Raw genomic sequence first — 13,903 nt, 5'->3', positions numbered from 1 at the left:
GTTTCAACACACAGGACGACACATAAAGCGTCGCCCTATGTGCCGTCCTGATTCGGAAGGGATTGCACCCTTCCCAAATAAAATCTGATTCTACCGCCCTAAAGGGCGGGGTTTCAACCGAAAAGGAAACACGATGAACATTCAAACCCGCCTTGCCGCAACCGCCCTCGCCCTATTCCTTTCCGCCTGCGGAAACGGCGGCGCGCCCGCACAGCCCAAAGGCGAAATTTCCGAAAACCGCACCGCCGCGTTCAAATCTATGATGCCCGACTTCTCGCGTATGGGCAAAATGGTCAAAGGCGAAGAGCCTTACGATGTCGAAAAATTCAAACAGGCGGCAGCGGCGTTTGCCGACAGCAGCAAAAAACCGTTTACGCTTTTTGAGTCCGACCCCAATGGCAACGGCCGCGCCCTGCCCGCCGTTTGGTCGGATGGTGCAAAATTTGAAGCCGAAAAAACAAAATTCGCCGCCGCCGTCGAAAAACTCAACGCCGCCGCCCAAACCGGCAAACTGGACGAAATCAAAGCCGCCTACGGCGAAACCGGCGCAAGCTGCAAATCCTGCCACGACAGCTTCCGCGCGCCCGAATAACATCCGAAACAAAACAATGCCGTCTGAAGCCTTCAAACGGCATTTTCTCTGCCATTTCAGCACACGCAAAGCAATCGGAAATGATCGTCAATTCAAAAAATACGCCATATCCTGATTTTTGCCTTACTTACTCCGCCATCTTCTATTTTGATTTGCTATGCGATTAATCTTTATCGTCAAATGTCAAAATTGGGATGCCGGATTGGGTAAACAGGGCATAAACGGGCTTGAGCCAATAATCTTCCGGAAGGGAAGCCGGTTTCAATGCGTAAACGTGCACATTGGGAAAATCCTTCATCGTCAACGCCGCGCCGCTGAAAAAGGTATAAATTTCATACCTCGTATGCGGGTTTTTCTTAATTTCGCGCAAAATATAGTCTTCGATGACATAGGGCGAATTTAACGCGGTTAGGCCGGAAAGCCCGTAGGTTTGGCGGGGATGCGGCGCGACATATTGTATGTTGAAATCTTTTGCCGCCTTTTCCGAAATTTCTTTCATCTCTTTGTCGGGCGAACCCAAAAGTATCCGCACCGTGCCGCCCGTTTCATCCCCCGCCTTCAGTTCGGACGCATCAAACAGCGGCAGGTAAGTCATCTTGCGGCAGCCGTCGTCCATAATGTTTTTCAAACCCTTGAATATCGTGTAATGCTCGTCGGAAGCATTGCGGGTTTTGGCGATGCTCCAATCCCCGACCATCATTCGGGCAAAATTCCGCTTGATCGTCCCGTTTACAGAAAACTCATCGCCCAAATAGCTGCTGCTTTGAATTAAATTGCCTGTCCCGTCGTCAAAGGTTTTGATTTCCGCATCCGGATAAGTGCTCAAAAAGGCGGCGATGCTGATTTTTTCCAAACTTGCCAAATAAATCCGCTTGACCTTCGGCAGCAGCATCGACTTCACCTTCAGCTCCGCCATCGTAGGAATGAAATCAAACGATTTGTTCAAACCGTAGGGCAGGTAGAAAAAATACGCCCGCTCCGCCTTATCCTTTATCTGATTGAAATAATAATCGTATTTTTCATTCCTGTTTTCAGACATCAGCACCACATAAAACCGCTCCCCCGGATGCTGCGCCATAATCCTTTCTGCCACCTTCATCTGCAATATGGTATAGCAGAAAATCAGATTGACCGGTTCCCCCTCTTCATTGAAGAGTTTGTCCTTCAGCAGGGAAACCGCGTTCCTTTCCCCCTGATTTACCCGGTCAAATGTATAAAATATCCCGAAACAAAAAACAATCAGGCACAACACGGTCAAACAAGCCTTTTTCAAGCCCATATCCCTAAAACTCCATTCCGACAAATTAAACATACGCCCCGAGTGCCCCGGGGCGGAAAAATGCGGAATTTTAGCAGATATTCAGAAAGTTACCGAATATTAAAATCAATTTCACCGAAAATGTGCCGCCGCACATCAGGCACAACGCCGCCGTTACCGCCGCCAAAAGCGGGAAAGTCATTTCCCCCTTCTTTTCCCGCCGCCGCGTGCAAACACGCCAAGATCGAACAAAGCGCGAACAAAGCCGCCAAAATATGCCATAATAGCCGCGCACATTCCCCGCGCAATGTGTTTCAAAAGAAAAAACCAACCTACAAGAGAATAATCCTATGACTCAAAAATCCACCATTGTTTATACCCATACCGACGAAGCCCCCGCGCTGGCGACCCAATCGCTGCTACCGATTGTGCAGGCGTTTACCCGCCACGCCGGTATCGAAGTCAAAACCAGCGACATCTCTCTCTCCGGCCGTATTTTGGCGGCATTCCCCGAATATCTGACCGAAGCACAGCGCGTACCCGACGCGCTTGCCGAGTTGGGCGAACTGGTAAAACAGCCCGATGCAAACGTAATCAAACTGCCGAACATCAGCGCGTCCGTACCTCAACTAACCGCCGCGATTAAAGAATTGCAGGCAAAAGGCTTTGCCATCCCCGATTATCCTGCCGACCCTCAAACCGACGAAGAAAAAGCCGTGCGCGAACGTTACGACCGCATCAAAGGCAGCGCGGTCAACCCTGTCCTGCGCGAAGGCAACTCCGACCGTCGCGCGCCTAAAGCAGTGAAAAACTTTGCCAAAAAAAATCCGCACAGCATGGGCGCATGGACAAAAGACTCCAAAACCCACGTTGCCACCATGCAAAGCGGCGACTTTTTCCATAACGAACAATCCGTTACCGTACCCGATGCGACTTCCGTATCCATCGTGTTCACCGATAAACAAGGCAACAAAAAAGAGCTGCGCGAGCCTGTTGCCCTGAAAGCCGGCGAAATCATCGACGCAACCGTGATGAGCAAAAAAGCCCTGCTCGCCTTCCTTGCCGAACAAGTGAAAGACGCGAAAGCAAAAGGCGTTTTGTTCTCGCTGCACATGAAAGCCACCATGATGAAAGTGTCCGACCCGATTATCTTCGGACACGCCGTCAAAGTATTCTTCGCACCTGTATTTGAAAAATTCGGCGGCAAACTGGCTGCCGCCGGCATCAACGTCAACAACGGCTTCGGCAACCTGCTTGCCAATCTGGACAAACTGGATGCGGACACCCGCGCCGCCGTCGAAGCGGAAATTACCGCCGTTTACGCCGCCAACCCCGATTTGGCGATGGTCGATTCCGACAAAGGCATTACCAACCTGCACGTTCCCAGCGATGTCATCGTTGATGCTTCTATGCCCGCGATGATTCGTAATTCCGGCCGTATGTGGGACAAAGACGGCAAAGCGCAAGACACCAAAGCCGTCATTCCGGACAGCAGCTATGCCGGTGTTTACCAAGCAACCATCGACTTCTGCCGCGAACACGGCGCATTCGATCCGACAACAATGGGTACTGTGCCCAACGTCGGTCTGATGGCGCAAGCGGCGGAAGAATACGGCTCACACAACAAAACCTTTGAAATCGAAGCCGACGGTCAAGTCCAAGTCATTGATGCGGCAGGAAAAGTCCTGATGCAGCACGACGTTGGAGCAGGCGACATTTGGCGTATGTGCCAAACCAAAGACGCTCCGGTCAAAGACTGGGTGCAACTTGCCGTCAACCGCGCCCGTCTGAGCAACACGCCTGCCGTGTTCTGGCTCGACGAAAACCGTCCGCACGACAAGAGCCTGCTCGCCAAGGTTAAAGCCTACCTTGCCGAACTGGATACCAATGGCCTCGACATCCGCATCCTCGCTCCTGAAGAAGCCGCTAAATTCAGCTTGGGCCGTCTGAAAAACGGTGAAGATACTATCTCCGTAACCGGTAACGTCCTGCGCGACTACCTGACCGACTTGTTCCCAATTTTGGAACTCGGCACAAGCGCGAAAATGCTGTCTATCGTTCCATTGATGAACGGCGGCGGTATGTTTGAAACCGGTGCGGGCGGTTCTGCACCAAAACACGTCCAACAATTCCTCGAAGAAAACCACCTGCGTTGGGATTCTCTAGGCGAATTTCTCGCGCTTGCCGTATCGTTTGAACATCTGGCGCAAAAAACCGGAAACGCCAAAGCCCAAGTCCTCGCCGACACTTTGGATGCAGCCACCGAAAAACTGCTGTTGAACGACAAATCGCCCAAACGCAAAGCGGGCGAACTCGACAACCGCGGCAGCCATTTCTACCTTACCCTCTACTGGGCACAAGAATTGGCAGCACAAGACAAAGATGCCGAACTGAAAGCCGCATTTGCCCCATTGGCAGCCGCTTTGACTGCCGACGAAGCCAAAATCGTTGAAGAACTCTCTGCCGTACAAGGCAAAGCGGCCGACATCGGCGGCTACTACGCCGCCAATCCTGAAAAAGCCGCGCAAGCGATGCGTCCGAGCGCAACCTTTAATCAGGCACTAAACGCCTTATAAGCACAAAGGCAAAAATGCCGTCTGAACATTCGTCGTTCAGACGGCATTAGTTATCCCTATCTGCCTGATTATGATTAAACGCCGCACCCATTGGATATAAATCATATAATCTTTAGTTTTTACCCTACGGAAAGACAATAATATGAAAGCTGTTCCAACCATCCTGACCGGCATCCTTTTGGCAACCGCCCTTCCCGCATCCGCACACGGTATGCATAAGAGCAAACCCCTGACTATGGACGAGCTGCCGCCGATTTGCCAACAATATTTCAAACGCGCCGAAACCTGTTACAACAAAGCCGGAAACAAAGCAGATTTCGCACGCAACAACACCAAATTCCTATTCCAAGCCCTGCCTGCCGCCGATTTGGGACAGCGTAAGCAAATGTGCCAAATCGCTATGGATTCGTTTGCAGAAAAAACCCGCAATCTGAATTGCGAATAAAGCCGCATCAGCAATAGCAATGCCGTCTGAAACAATGATTTCAGACGGCATCTTCACCTCAAAACGTACCGGTTTATACTCTCAGCCTCGCACCCCTAACCTATTAGCAGCAAGCGGAGGGAGGCTGTAGCTCGTCCTCAGGTTGTACCCAGATTCTCTGGCTAACCTATTAGCAGCAAGCGGAGGGAGGCTGTAGCCATTATAGTCATTCCTCAATGCTCTAAAAATTACCATATACATTACCATAAAAAAAAATGCGATAAGAAGATGCCGCAAGATTGCAAATGATTTACTTTGACGCGTTTTGATAGGGCAAACCGATGATTTTTATATGGTAATTGACACAACTTGAACAAAAAAGAACCGCCCTGAATCAGGGCGGTTATGTTTTCTGGCGGAAACGGTGGGATTCGAACCCACGGAGGATTTGCACCCTCAGCGGATTTCGAGTCCGCTGCATTCAGCCTCTCTGCCACGTTTCCGATAATGCAGTAAAACCAAATAAAAACACAATATTTGCTACTATTGCATTCTTATTTGGTTCTACTCTCAAGAAATGGCGGAAGCGGTGAGATTCGAACTCACGGAGGGCTATCAACCCTCGACGGTTTTCAAGACCGTTGCATTAAACCGCTCTGCCACGCTTCCGTCTTCTTGAAGAGTAGGAATAATAATGAAGTTTATACATTTTGCCAAGCACTTTTTTCGGAAAATACTTAATTTATTGTTTTCACTTTATTTGTTCCGAACGCATAAACACCCATTCGCTTTCATTGGAAGCCGCGTCATTGAATGCGTAGCCTTCGTAATTAAAATTTTTCAGCATTTCAGGATCGGTAATATTGTGTTCTGCCGCATAGCGCACCATTAATCCGCGCGCGCGCTTAGCATAGAAACTGATAATTTTATATTTGCCGTTTTTTTCGTCTTTAAATATCGGGGTAATCAGCCGCGCCTGAAGTTTTTTCGTGTTGACGGACTTGAAATATTCCTGTGAGGCAAGATTGATAAGCGTATTGCTGCCTGCTTGGGCAAGCGTGTCATTTAAAAGGTTGGTGATGATGTCGCCCCAAAACTCATACAAATTCTTGCCGCGCAAATTGGCGAAGGGCGTTCCCATTTCCAAGCGGTAGGGCTGCATCAGATCCAGTGGACGCATAAGACCGTACAAGCCGGACAGCAGGCGGACATGGTTTTGCAGGTATTGTATTTGATTGGTATCCAATGTGTTTGCATCCATACCTTCGTAAACATCGCCGTTAAACATAAAGACCGCCTGTTTGGCGTTTTCCGGCGTAAACGGCGTGTGCCATTCTGCATTGCGCTGCGCGTTTAAGAGGGCAATTTTGTCGGAAACGTGCATCAGTTCGGCAATCTGTTGCGGCGCAAGCTCGCGCAGCTGCTGCATTAGAATTTCGGACTCTGCCAGCAGGTCGGGTTGGGTAAACTCGCTGACAGGGGCAGGGTCTTTTTCGTTAAGGTTTTTCGCAGGGGAAAGGACAAAAAACATAATCTGCTCGGTATTGTGTCAAACACGGGGATTTTAAGTTTAAACGTGTTTGCGGGCAAGCCGATTAAAAGTGAAGTAAATACCGTTATAGCAAATTCAACCGTAAAATATTGAAAAATGCCGTCTGAACAAAAGTTCAGACGGCATTTCCGATTCTTTACCGATATAGGGAAACAATGGTTTCCGCAGCTTTGACACAAGTTGCGACATCGGCAACCAAAGCAATACGCACATAACCTTCCCCGGGATTGCCCTGTTCGGTATCCCGTGCCAAAAAACGTCCGGGCAATACTTGGATAGCGGCTTTTTGCCATAAATTGCGTGCAAATACCAAATCGTCGCCATCGGGGACTTTCAACCAGATGTAAAACGAGGCATCCGGTAATTTAACATCAAATACCTGTTGCAAAATGGGAATAACGCGCTCAAATTTTTCCTGATACAGGCGGCGGTTGTCGATAACGTGTTGTTCGTCATCCCAAGCGGCAATGCTTGCGCGCTGCACGGGAATGCTCATTGCACTGCCGTGATAGGTTCTGTAAAGCAGAAAGTTTTTAAGCAGTTCGGCATCACCGGCGACAAAACCGGAACGCAGGCCCGGAACATTGGACCGCTTGGACAAACTGGTGAACATAAGCAGTTTTTGCCTGCTTCGACCCAACTGTGCAGCGGCTTGCAGGCAGCCCAAAGGCTTGTTGCCGTCGAAATAGATTTCGGAATAGCATTCGTCCGAGGCAATAATAAAACCATATTTGTCTTGCAAATCAAAAACTTCTTTCCATCCGTCCAAATCCAGCACGCTGCCGCTGGGGTTGTTGGGCGAGCAGACGAACACCAGTTTGGTACGTTTCCAAACCTCTTCAGAAATACTGCGCCAATCGGGGTTGAAAGACGGTGCGGGGCAATTGGCAAAATGGATTTCACCGCCGCCCAAAAGTGTCGCACCTTCGTAAATCTGATAAAAGGGATTCGGGCTGACAATTGCGGGTTTGATGCCGTCTGAAACAGGGTTCAACACGGTTTGAGCAAAAGAAAACAACGCCTCCCTACTGCCTAAAACCGGCAGAATTTCATTATCCGGATTGACCGTCAAGCCGTCATAACGGCGTTTTAACCAGTTCGCACACGCCTGACGTAATTCAGGCAAACCGGCCGTCAGCGGATATTTTTCCAACTCGTGCAATGAGGCGGTCAGCGCATCAGTAATGACTTTCGGTGTCGGGTGTTTCGGTTCGCCGATATGAAGGGGGACGGCTTCCAGACCTTCGGGAGCGGAAATGCCCTGCATCGCTTCACGCAGTCGGGCAAAGGGATATGGTTTGAGTTGGTTGAGTAAGGTATTCATGATTTTCTCCGGTTGTCGATATATCGGAAGATATGCCGTCTGAACCGTCCTTCAGACGGCATTCTATATTTTTAGTGAGAACCCGTACTGCCGAAGCCGCCCTCACCCCGGCTGCTTCCGACAAACTCCTCGACACGTTTGAAGCCCGCCTGTACGACCGGAACGATAACCATCTGCGCGATACGCTCGAACGGTTTGACAGTAAACGGCTCGCTGCTTCTGTTCCATAACGACACCTTCAATTCCCCTTGATAATCAGAGTCAATCAAGCCGACCAAATTGCCCAAAACAATGCCGTGTTTATGCCCCAATCCGGAACGGGGCAGCAAAACAGCGGCATATGAAGGATCAGCCAAATAAATTGCCAAACCTGTCGGTACAAGAAACGTTTCACCCGGCTGCAAAACGACTTCCTCATCCAAACAGGCGCGCAAATCCAAACCTGCAGAACCCTCCGTTGCATAGGCAGGGATAAAATCCGCCATCCGTTCGTCCAATACTTTCATTTCTACTTCAATATTCATCATCTTGCTCCTGCATACGGCCGGTTTCAAAGATTGGAGATTATACACAAGCCGTGTTTACGCTGAAACACGGCAAATCGGTTTTGTTTTGAAATCCGTTGCCAGTGTATAATTCCCGCCCTTCCGGTTATGAAGACGAACATTATGCACACACCTTCCCCGCATAACGAATTTATACGCGGCATCAAAGAAAGTTCGCCCATGCTGATTGGGCTTTTGCCTTGGGCATTGATACTCGGTATGCAGGGCGGACAAAAAGGCATGAGCTGGCTGGAAATGTTGTTGATGACGGGGATGAACTTCGCCGGCGGCTCCGAATTTGCCACGGTCAACCTGTGGGCGAAACCTCTGCCGATACTGCTTATCGCCACCATAACCTTTATGATTAATTCGCGACATATCCTGATGGGGGCGGCACTTGCCCCGCACATGAAAGAAATACCGCTGAAAAAAGCTGTGCCCGCACTGTTTTTTATGTGTGATGAGAGCTGGGCGATAGCATTCTCCGAAATCCAAAAACGGAAAGCAGCCGGTTTGCCCGCATTCAATATGCCTTTTTATATGGGCGTATGCTTTATCCTCTACACTACTTGGATGGGCTTTGCCACATTCGGCGCGGCAGTAGGACCTATGTTCGGCAATGTGGCCGCTTGGGGATTCGGCATGGCGTTTCCTGCCGTATTTCTGGTTTTATTGAGGGGAATGTGGAAAAGTTTTACCTCATCAAGGCCATGGTTTGTCAGCCTGATTGTTGCAGCAGCAGTTTATCTGACCGTTGAAGGCGCGTGGTATGTTCCCGCCGGCGCACTGTCCGGTCTGTTGTCGGCTTATCTCCGGGGAGAACAAAAATGAAAAGTTTATTGTCGCTCCAATCATTCCTGTTGTTTGCCTCTATGCTTGCCGTAACCTACTCTACACGTCTGATAGGATTTTTCGCACTGCGTAACCGAACCCTAAGCCGCCGTGTCCAAACCGTTATGGAAGCCGCGCCGGGCTGCGTCCTGATTTCCGTCATTGCCCCCTATTTCGTATCCGACAAGCCGCACGAACTTATTGCCATCGCGTTAACCGCCTTTGCGGCCTGCCGCTTTTCTATGCTCCTTACCGTATTGATAGGGGTCGGCTCGTCAGGCATCTTGGGATGGTTGATGGCATGACTCATTTCAAAATACCCATAAAAATGCCGTCTGAAAATTGATTTTCAGACAGCATCGGCAAAACAGCCCTATTTTTTACGGTTAGAGAAAGCCTCACAACCGGCATCTGCGGACAAGGTTTCCAAATAAGCCCGGGCAGAAGCGGCATCGCGGCATTTGTATCCGTCGCCCACGCTGTTTACCCATACCGACAAGGTATAACCCGTACCTGCCTTCGGAACGCCGACCAACCTGTATGCCCTTGATTTTGCCGCATCGACAAACTCCCCCGAAACACTATATTTTTCGGCAATTTTCGGATTCATCTTATAGGCCGGTGCAAACTTTTTCAGTTCCGTATCAAGTTTCTGATTACTTTCCCCGGGATTCTTCAAAATAATCTGCTTGAAGGCATTGTTGATACTGACCATCTCCGTATAAAGCTGGGACTGATAGCCTTTTTCAATATAACTTTGATAAGAAGGTATGGCAATGACGCTGATGATGCCGAGTATCGCGACAACTATCATCACCTCAACCAATGTAAACCCTTTTTGTTCCATTTTATTGCTCATCATTATTGCTTACATAAGATTGAAGGACGACCACGGTATTGGCATTCTTACCCCAAGCCTTGGCAGTAACCCTGTAAATATTCTGACCGTTCTTCACACCCAAATATTCGATAATATAGCGCGGCATTTTGCTGACGCTTCCTGTGCCTTTCCCATATACCATCCCTTTATTGTCAATGCACAGGTTGGTAGAATTTGCAGGACAAAAACGCTTCACCGCTTCAACGGTAGGCTTGCCTTGCACCACGATATTGTCAAAAGCCTCTTCATTATCATTATTTGTCCGCACATTAACTGCGGTACACAGGCCGTTTTCACAGTTTTCGCTAAATGTAACCTTACTGTCCGTAGTATATTCCAAATCCAAAACCTGAAATTCGCCGTCCCGCAAAGCCGCCTCGGCTAAAGACAAAGCCAATTTCCTGTCTGATTCGTTGGCACTGATCCGCTGCTCGGTATTGTAAGACTGCGCGGCAGTCACAACCAAAAAGGCCACTACTATCATAACCATCAGCACGATAAACAGTGCGAACCCCCTCTGTCCGTCAGAAGTCGGGATTCCCGTCAAAGCGTTCTGTTTGCGCATACATTTCCCCCGCGTATTGTCGCATCGATACGGTAAGCATAAATATTATTGTCTGAAGAAGCGGCAATCTTGGCATCGGTACCGCTATTCAATAAAACCTCCACCCCGGCGGGCGTAACAGCACCTTTGGAGCTGTCGAATTTATCCGTATATTTGAATTTCTCCTCTTTGCCGGCATCTTCATCTTCAGGGCAGTCGGAAACATAGACATACCGCACATTCATATGAGTAATCTTTTTCACGAGCAACTGGGGATTACCCCACCCGCCGCTATCATTCAATTGGAAGCGGAACAGCCCCTCCTCATCAGAAATCTTGCCGACCGCATAGGCATTGACCTCATGCCTTTGGCGCGCAATATTGCCATTTTGCCTGTTATCCATATCCGAAATTTTCAATTCTTTTTTTACATTTTCTAATGTAGAGATTTGCTTGCCCGGTTTTGATATTGCGGCACAACTGCTGACGACGGTAGTCGCGGCGTTTGCATTAGCATCGTCGATACCGTATTGGAAAATCAATGCCTTACCGGACTGGGTAAAACCCGGATAGCCGATATTTGCAGATTCCGCCACAGGGATAAGTTTATCTATACCGTTCTTTTTTAAGGAAAAAAGGGGGTTTTGTTGCGCCATATCGGAAACAACATCAGTTGCAAGATGCTCGGACATATTGAAACAACCGAAGCCTCCCGCCATTCTTGCGTCGCGGACAATCAATGTTGCCGCATTCCGCAAATCCTGTTGCGCGGAAAGACGCTCGTTTGCCGCATCATTTAATTTCCTGGATGTGAAGTAGCTCGAACCGACCGCCATCAGGACAATCATACTGAGCAGACCCGCAACCAGGAATTCAACAATGGTAAAACCCTTCATACCATCATAACTGCCTTTTGGTACGTTTAGCATTTTACGTTTCATTCCCGACCTCCGACCCTTGCCTGATAGGTATATACGATATTGTCGCCGTTCGCTTCAAGATTCGTATGTGCAATATCCGAATCCCCTGCCGAATCATTTACCCACAACACTTTAATCAAAGTATCCCCATTTACCTTATTGTCGCAATTTGAAGAAAAAACACCGCTGTCGGACAATGTCGGCGCATTACCCGACGAATCTTTGCAGACGGCGTAATGAATAGCTGCCGCATCCGGCAAGGCATTTTTCAATTCATAACCGAACCTGTCCAACTGGGCTTTTGCCAAATCCTTCTTGGTTTTCAAATTATTAAGCGTGAAATCGCCGTCGGAGGAAGAAGGGGTGTACGACCCTGTGTAAAGATTATAGTTTTTCTTGTTGCTGTCCGAATCAATGGTCGGATTCATCAACATCCCTTCCATCAGGTTTTGCGTGATTTGGCTGACGATGGTTTGCGTTTCTGCTTCCCTGACGGAAGCGACCGTCCGCAACTGCACGGACAGCAATGCCAAAATACCGATGGTCAGAACGAGCATAGCAACCAAAACTTCTATCAGCGCCATACCGGACTGGGGATTTTTCAGGCGGAAGCAATCATTATTCTTCATTTTTTATTTCCCAAACCGACTAAAACAGTCATTGATGTTGGCATACGGCGCGCGTATCGTTTCTAGGACAAACCTCAACCCTGCCGCTGCCGTCAATCAAAACCACTGCCGAACGGAATTTCTTTTCATCGGCAGAAACCGCCTTCGCATCTGTCAACACGATTTGGATATAACCGTCAGAGTAAACAAAGCTGGAAGTAGACGTGAGATTCTGGTCTTCCGTATAACCGAATGCCCCGTTTTGGTTGAAAGTCCAAATAACACGGTCGGCAGTCGGTTGAGACGAACCGAAAGCGATATGGTTGAAGGCATAATTAATCCGGCTGTCAGCGGCATCATTCAACACCACGCTGCGGAGGAAAACATCCGCAGTATCGCCGTCATATGCCTTATTGCCGTTTTTGTCGCCGAAAGCCAACATTCCCTGCCCCTTCTTACTGAAGTCGCATTGGTTGTTGACCGTACCGTCTTTTTTAACTTGAACAGGACAGATATAGACAGGGAGATTGAGCCGGACGGCTTCGCCCCTAGAGAAACGCAAAAGGTTGGCAACCTGCTCCGCGTGACTGGCGATGCGGCGGGATGCAATCCACCGGCTCATACTGGGGAGGGCTATCATCGCCATAATGGCTGCGATGACCATCACGATGAGCAGCTCTATTAGCGTGAAACCTTGTTGTTTTCGTGTACACATAAGCAATAGGACGTTAACTGTAATGTATTTTTCAATTATCTGCGGGCAGGATGGAAAGCATCCGGGCCGCTTTTATTTTTAGGAAAACCGCATGGGCGATTCTAAACGATTTTGCCCATTTTTGCCTAATAATTTTTTATTTTATTATGCCGTTCGGCCTTCCGCCGCCGATTCCGGGATATAGGCGGCATTTCCGAATTTGGTAAACTGTCCCATCCACGTCAAGATGACTTTTCCGACCGGGCCGTTGCGGTGTTTGCCGATGATGCATTCCGCAAAACCCTTCATCTCCGATTCTTGGTTATAGTATTCGTCGCGGTACATAAACATAATCAGGTCGGCATCCTGCTCGATTGCGCCCGACTCCCTCAAGTCGGACATCATAGGGCGTTTGTCGGTGCGCTGTTCGACAGTGCGGCTCAGTTGCGACAGGGCAATGATGGGGACTTGCAACTCTTTTGCCAGGGCTTTGAGGGAACGGGAAATTTCGCCCAGCTCGGAAGCGCGATTGTCCGAACGCCCCGAACCCGCCATCAGTTGCAGGTAGTCGATGACGATCAAGCCTAATCTGCCGTCAAACCGGCGGGCGAGGCGGCGTGCGCGGGCGCGCAGCTCGAGGGCGGTCAGATTCGGGGTTTCGTCGATAAACATAGGCGCGTCGGAAAGTTTGACGACCGCTTCGTTCAAACGGCCCCAGTGTTCGTCTTCCAACCTGCCTGTTTTCAGGACGCTCTGATCCAAGCGTCCGACGGAACCGAGCATACGCATGACCAATTGCGCCCCGCCCATTTCCATCGAGAAAACTGCGACGGGCAAATGTTTTTCAATGGCGACATACTCGGCAATATTGATGGAAAAGGCGGTTTTACCCATAGACGGGCGGCCGGCGACGATAATCAGGTCGCCGGGCTGAAGGCCGGATGTTTTTTTATCGAGGTCGATGAACCCTGTCGGCACGCCGGTAACTTCATCGGGATTGTCGCGCGAGTAGAGCATATCGATGCGCTGTACGACTTCTTTCAGCAAATCGGGCATCTCCAAAAAACCCTGCTTGGATTTGGCCGTGCTTTCTGCAATTTGGAATACTTTGTTTTCCGCCTCATCCAAAAGCTGCCCCGCGTCCCTGCCTTGCGG

General features: G+C 49.3%; 16 protein-coding genes and 2 tRNA genes. 6 read left to right on the top strand and 12 right to left on the bottom strand.

Annotated features, from left to right (window positions below; translation table 11 throughout):
* Positions 1-133: 133 nt before the first annotated feature.
* Positions 134-592 carry a c-type cytochrome gene (locus Q3O12_RS06580; RefSeq protein WP_118792696.1) on the top strand — a complete coding sequence of 153 codons (459 nt, stop codon included), beginning with the start codon at positions 134-136 and terminating at the stop codon, positions 590-592.
* Positions 593-755: 163 nt separating this feature from the next.
* Here the strand turns inward: Q3O12_RS06580 and lst are convergent, their stop codons facing one another.
* Positions 756-1,871 (bottom strand): N-acetyllactosaminide alpha-2,3-sialyltransferase, encoded by a 1,116-nt coding sequence (lst, locus tag Q3O12_RS06575; protein ID WP_301669791.1) that lies wholly within the window; start codon positions 1,869-1,871, stop codon positions 756-758.
* A 122-nt stretch (positions 1,872-1,993) separates the two neighbouring features.
* Between lst and Q3O12_RS06570 the strand changes: the two genes are divergently transcribed.
* From Q3O12_RS06570 to Q3O12_RS06560, 3 genes are all read left to right on the top strand, one after another.
* Positions 1,994-2,134, top strand: coding sequence for a serine/arginine repetitive matrix 2 (locus Q3O12_RS06570; protein WP_239992882.1), 141 nt, complete (start codon positions 1,994-1,996; stop codon positions 2,132-2,134).
* Positions 2,135-2,200: 66 nt separating this feature from the next.
* Complete coding sequence (locus Q3O12_RS06565; RefSeq protein ID WP_301669790.1) at positions 2,201-4,426, top strand: NADP-dependent isocitrate dehydrogenase; 2,226 nt, start codon at positions 2,201-2,203, stop codon at positions 4,424-4,426.
* A 142-nt stretch (positions 4,427-4,568) separates the two neighbouring features.
* Positions 4,569-4,871: a hypothetical protein gene (locus Q3O12_RS06560; RefSeq protein WP_301669789.1), complete on the top strand. Its 303-nt coding sequence runs from the start codon at positions 4,569-4,571 to the stop codon at positions 4,869-4,871.
* A gap of 392 nt (positions 4,872-5,263) precedes the next feature.
* On the opposite strand, the gene Q3O12_RS06555 is transcribed toward Q3O12_RS06560, so the two are convergent.
* From Q3O12_RS06555 to dut, 5 genes are all read right to left on the bottom strand, one after another.
* Positions 5,264-5,353 (bottom strand) — tRNA-Ser (locus Q3O12_RS06555).
* A 75-nt stretch (positions 5,354-5,428) separates the two neighbouring features.
* Positions 5,429-5,519: transfer RNA gene (locus tag Q3O12_RS06550), tRNA-Ser, on the bottom strand.
* An 82-nt stretch (positions 5,520-5,601) separates the two neighbouring features.
* Complete coding sequence (yaaA, locus tag Q3O12_RS06545; protein WP_301669788.1) at positions 5,602-6,381, bottom strand: peroxide stress protein YaaA; 780 nt, start codon at positions 6,379-6,381, stop codon at positions 5,602-5,604.
* A gap of 157 nt (positions 6,382-6,538) precedes the next feature.
* The gene (gene dapC / locus Q3O12_RS06540; RefSeq protein ID WP_301669787.1) at positions 6,539-7,726 is read right to left on the bottom strand and encodes a succinyldiaminopimelate transaminase; all 1,188 of its coding nucleotides are present in this window, start codon (positions 7,724-7,726) and stop codon (positions 6,539-6,541) included.
* Positions 7,727-7,797: 71 nt separating this feature from the next.
* On the bottom strand, positions 7,798-8,250 hold the full coding sequence (gene dut, locus Q3O12_RS06535; protein ID WP_301669877.1) for a dUTP diphosphatase: 453 nt from the start codon (positions 8,248-8,250) through the stop codon (positions 7,798-7,800).
* Between the two features lie 141 nt (positions 8,251-8,391).
* Here dut and Q3O12_RS06530 point away from each other — a divergent pair, with 141 nt between their 5' ends.
* Both Q3O12_RS06530 and Q3O12_RS06525 read left to right on the top strand, forming a co-directional pair.
* Positions 8,392-9,102 (top strand): AzlC family ABC transporter permease, encoded by a 711-nt coding sequence (locus Q3O12_RS06530; RefSeq protein ID WP_301669876.1) that lies wholly within the window; start codon positions 8,392-8,394, stop codon positions 9,100-9,102.
* Positions 9,099-9,407 carry an AzlD family protein gene (locus Q3O12_RS06525; protein ID WP_301669786.1) on the top strand — a complete coding sequence of 103 codons (309 nt, stop codon included), beginning with the start codon at positions 9,099-9,101 and terminating at the stop codon, positions 9,405-9,407. Before Q3O12_RS06530 ends, Q3O12_RS06525 begins: the two co-directional genes overlap by 4 nt.
* A 68-nt stretch (positions 9,408-9,475) precedes the next feature.
* Here the strand turns inward: Q3O12_RS06525 and Q3O12_RS06520 are convergent, their stop codons facing one another.
* From Q3O12_RS06520 to dnaB, 6 genes are all read right to left on the bottom strand, one after another.
* On the bottom strand, positions 9,476-9,949 hold the full coding sequence (locus Q3O12_RS06520; protein WP_301669875.1) for a PilX family type IV pilin: 474 nt from the start codon (positions 9,947-9,949) through the stop codon (positions 9,476-9,478).
* A gap of 1 nt (position 9,950) precedes the next feature.
* Entirely contained in the window at positions 9,951-10,547 is a 597-nt protein-coding gene (locus tag Q3O12_RS06515) for a pilus assembly PilX family protein (protein ID WP_301669785.1), read from the bottom strand.
* Positions 10,526-11,467, bottom strand: a complete 942-nt coding sequence (locus Q3O12_RS06510) for a PilW family protein (RefSeq protein ID WP_301669784.1) — start codon at positions 11,465-11,467, stop codon at positions 10,526-10,528. The genes Q3O12_RS06515 and Q3O12_RS06510 overlap by 22 nt, the downstream gene beginning before the upstream one ends.
* On the bottom strand, positions 11,464-12,075 hold the full coding sequence (pilV, locus tag Q3O12_RS06505) for a type IV pilus modification protein PilV (protein ID WP_301669783.1): 612 nt from the start codon (positions 12,073-12,075) through the stop codon (positions 11,464-11,466). The genes Q3O12_RS06510 and pilV overlap by 4 nt, the downstream gene beginning before the upstream one ends.
* Positions 12,076-12,103: 28 nt before the next feature.
* Complete coding sequence (locus Q3O12_RS06500; RefSeq protein ID WP_301669782.1) at positions 12,104-12,769, bottom strand: GspH/FimT family pseudopilin; 666 nt, start codon at positions 12,767-12,769, stop codon at positions 12,104-12,106.
* Positions 12,770-12,913: 144 nt separating this feature from the next.
* Positions 12,914-13,903: replicative DNA helicase (gene dnaB / locus Q3O12_RS06495; RefSeq protein ID WP_301669781.1), on the bottom strand; the 990-nt coding region annotated here is incomplete at its 5' end.

It is taken from the genome of Neisseria benedictiae, from assembly GCF_958267435.1.
Lineage (GTDB): Bacteria > Pseudomonadota > Gammaproteobacteria > Burkholderiales > Neisseriaceae > Neisseria > Neisseria bergeri.
This window is presented reverse-complemented; position numbering and strand designations above follow the sequence as displayed.

Coding starts and splice junctions, on each gene's coding strand:
- Q3O12_RS06580 (WP_118792696.1), top strand. CDS start 134: ATGAACATTCAAACCCGCCTTGCCGCAACCGCCCTCGCCCTATTCCTT.
- lst (WP_301669791.1), bottom strand. CDS start 1,871: ATGGGCTTGAAAAAGGCTTGTTTGACCGTGTTGTGCCTGATTGTTTTT.
- Q3O12_RS06565 (WP_301669790.1), top strand. CDS start 2,201: ATGACTCAAAAATCCACCATTGTTTATACCCATACCGACGAAGCCCCC.
- Q3O12_RS06560 (WP_301669789.1), top strand. CDS start 4,569: ATGAAAGCTGTTCCAACCATCCTGACCGGCATCCTTTTGGCAACCGCC.
- yaaA (WP_301669788.1), bottom strand. CDS start 6,381: ATGTTTTTTGTCCTTTCCCCTGCGAAAAACCTTAACGAAAAAGACCCT.
- dapC (WP_301669787.1), bottom strand. CDS start 7,726: ATGAATACCTTACTCAACCAACTCAAACCATATCCCTTTGCCCGACTG.
- dut (WP_301669877.1), bottom strand. CDS start 8,250: ATGAATATTGAAGTAGAAATGAAAGTATTGGACGAACGGATGGCGGAT.
- Q3O12_RS06525 (WP_301669786.1), top strand. CDS start 9,099: ATGAAAAGTTTATTGTCGCTCCAATCATTCCTGTTGTTTGCCTCTATG.
- Q3O12_RS06520 (WP_301669875.1), bottom strand. CDS start 9,949: ATGGAACAAAAAGGGTTTACATTGGTTGAGGTGATGATAGTTGTCGCG.
- Q3O12_RS06515 (WP_301669785.1), bottom strand. CDS start 10,547: ATGCGCAAACAGAACGCTTTGACGGGAATCCCGACTTCTGACGGACAG.
- Q3O12_RS06510 (WP_301669784.1), bottom strand. CDS start 11,467: ATGAAACGTAAAATGCTAAACGTACCAAAAGGCAGTTATGATGGTATG.
- pilV (WP_301669783.1), bottom strand. CDS start 12,075: ATGAAGAATAATGATTGCTTCCGCCTGAAAAATCCCCAGTCCGGTATG.
- Q3O12_RS06500 (WP_301669782.1), bottom strand. CDS start 12,769: ATGTGTACACGAAAACAACAAGGTTTCACGCTAATAGAGCTGCTCATC.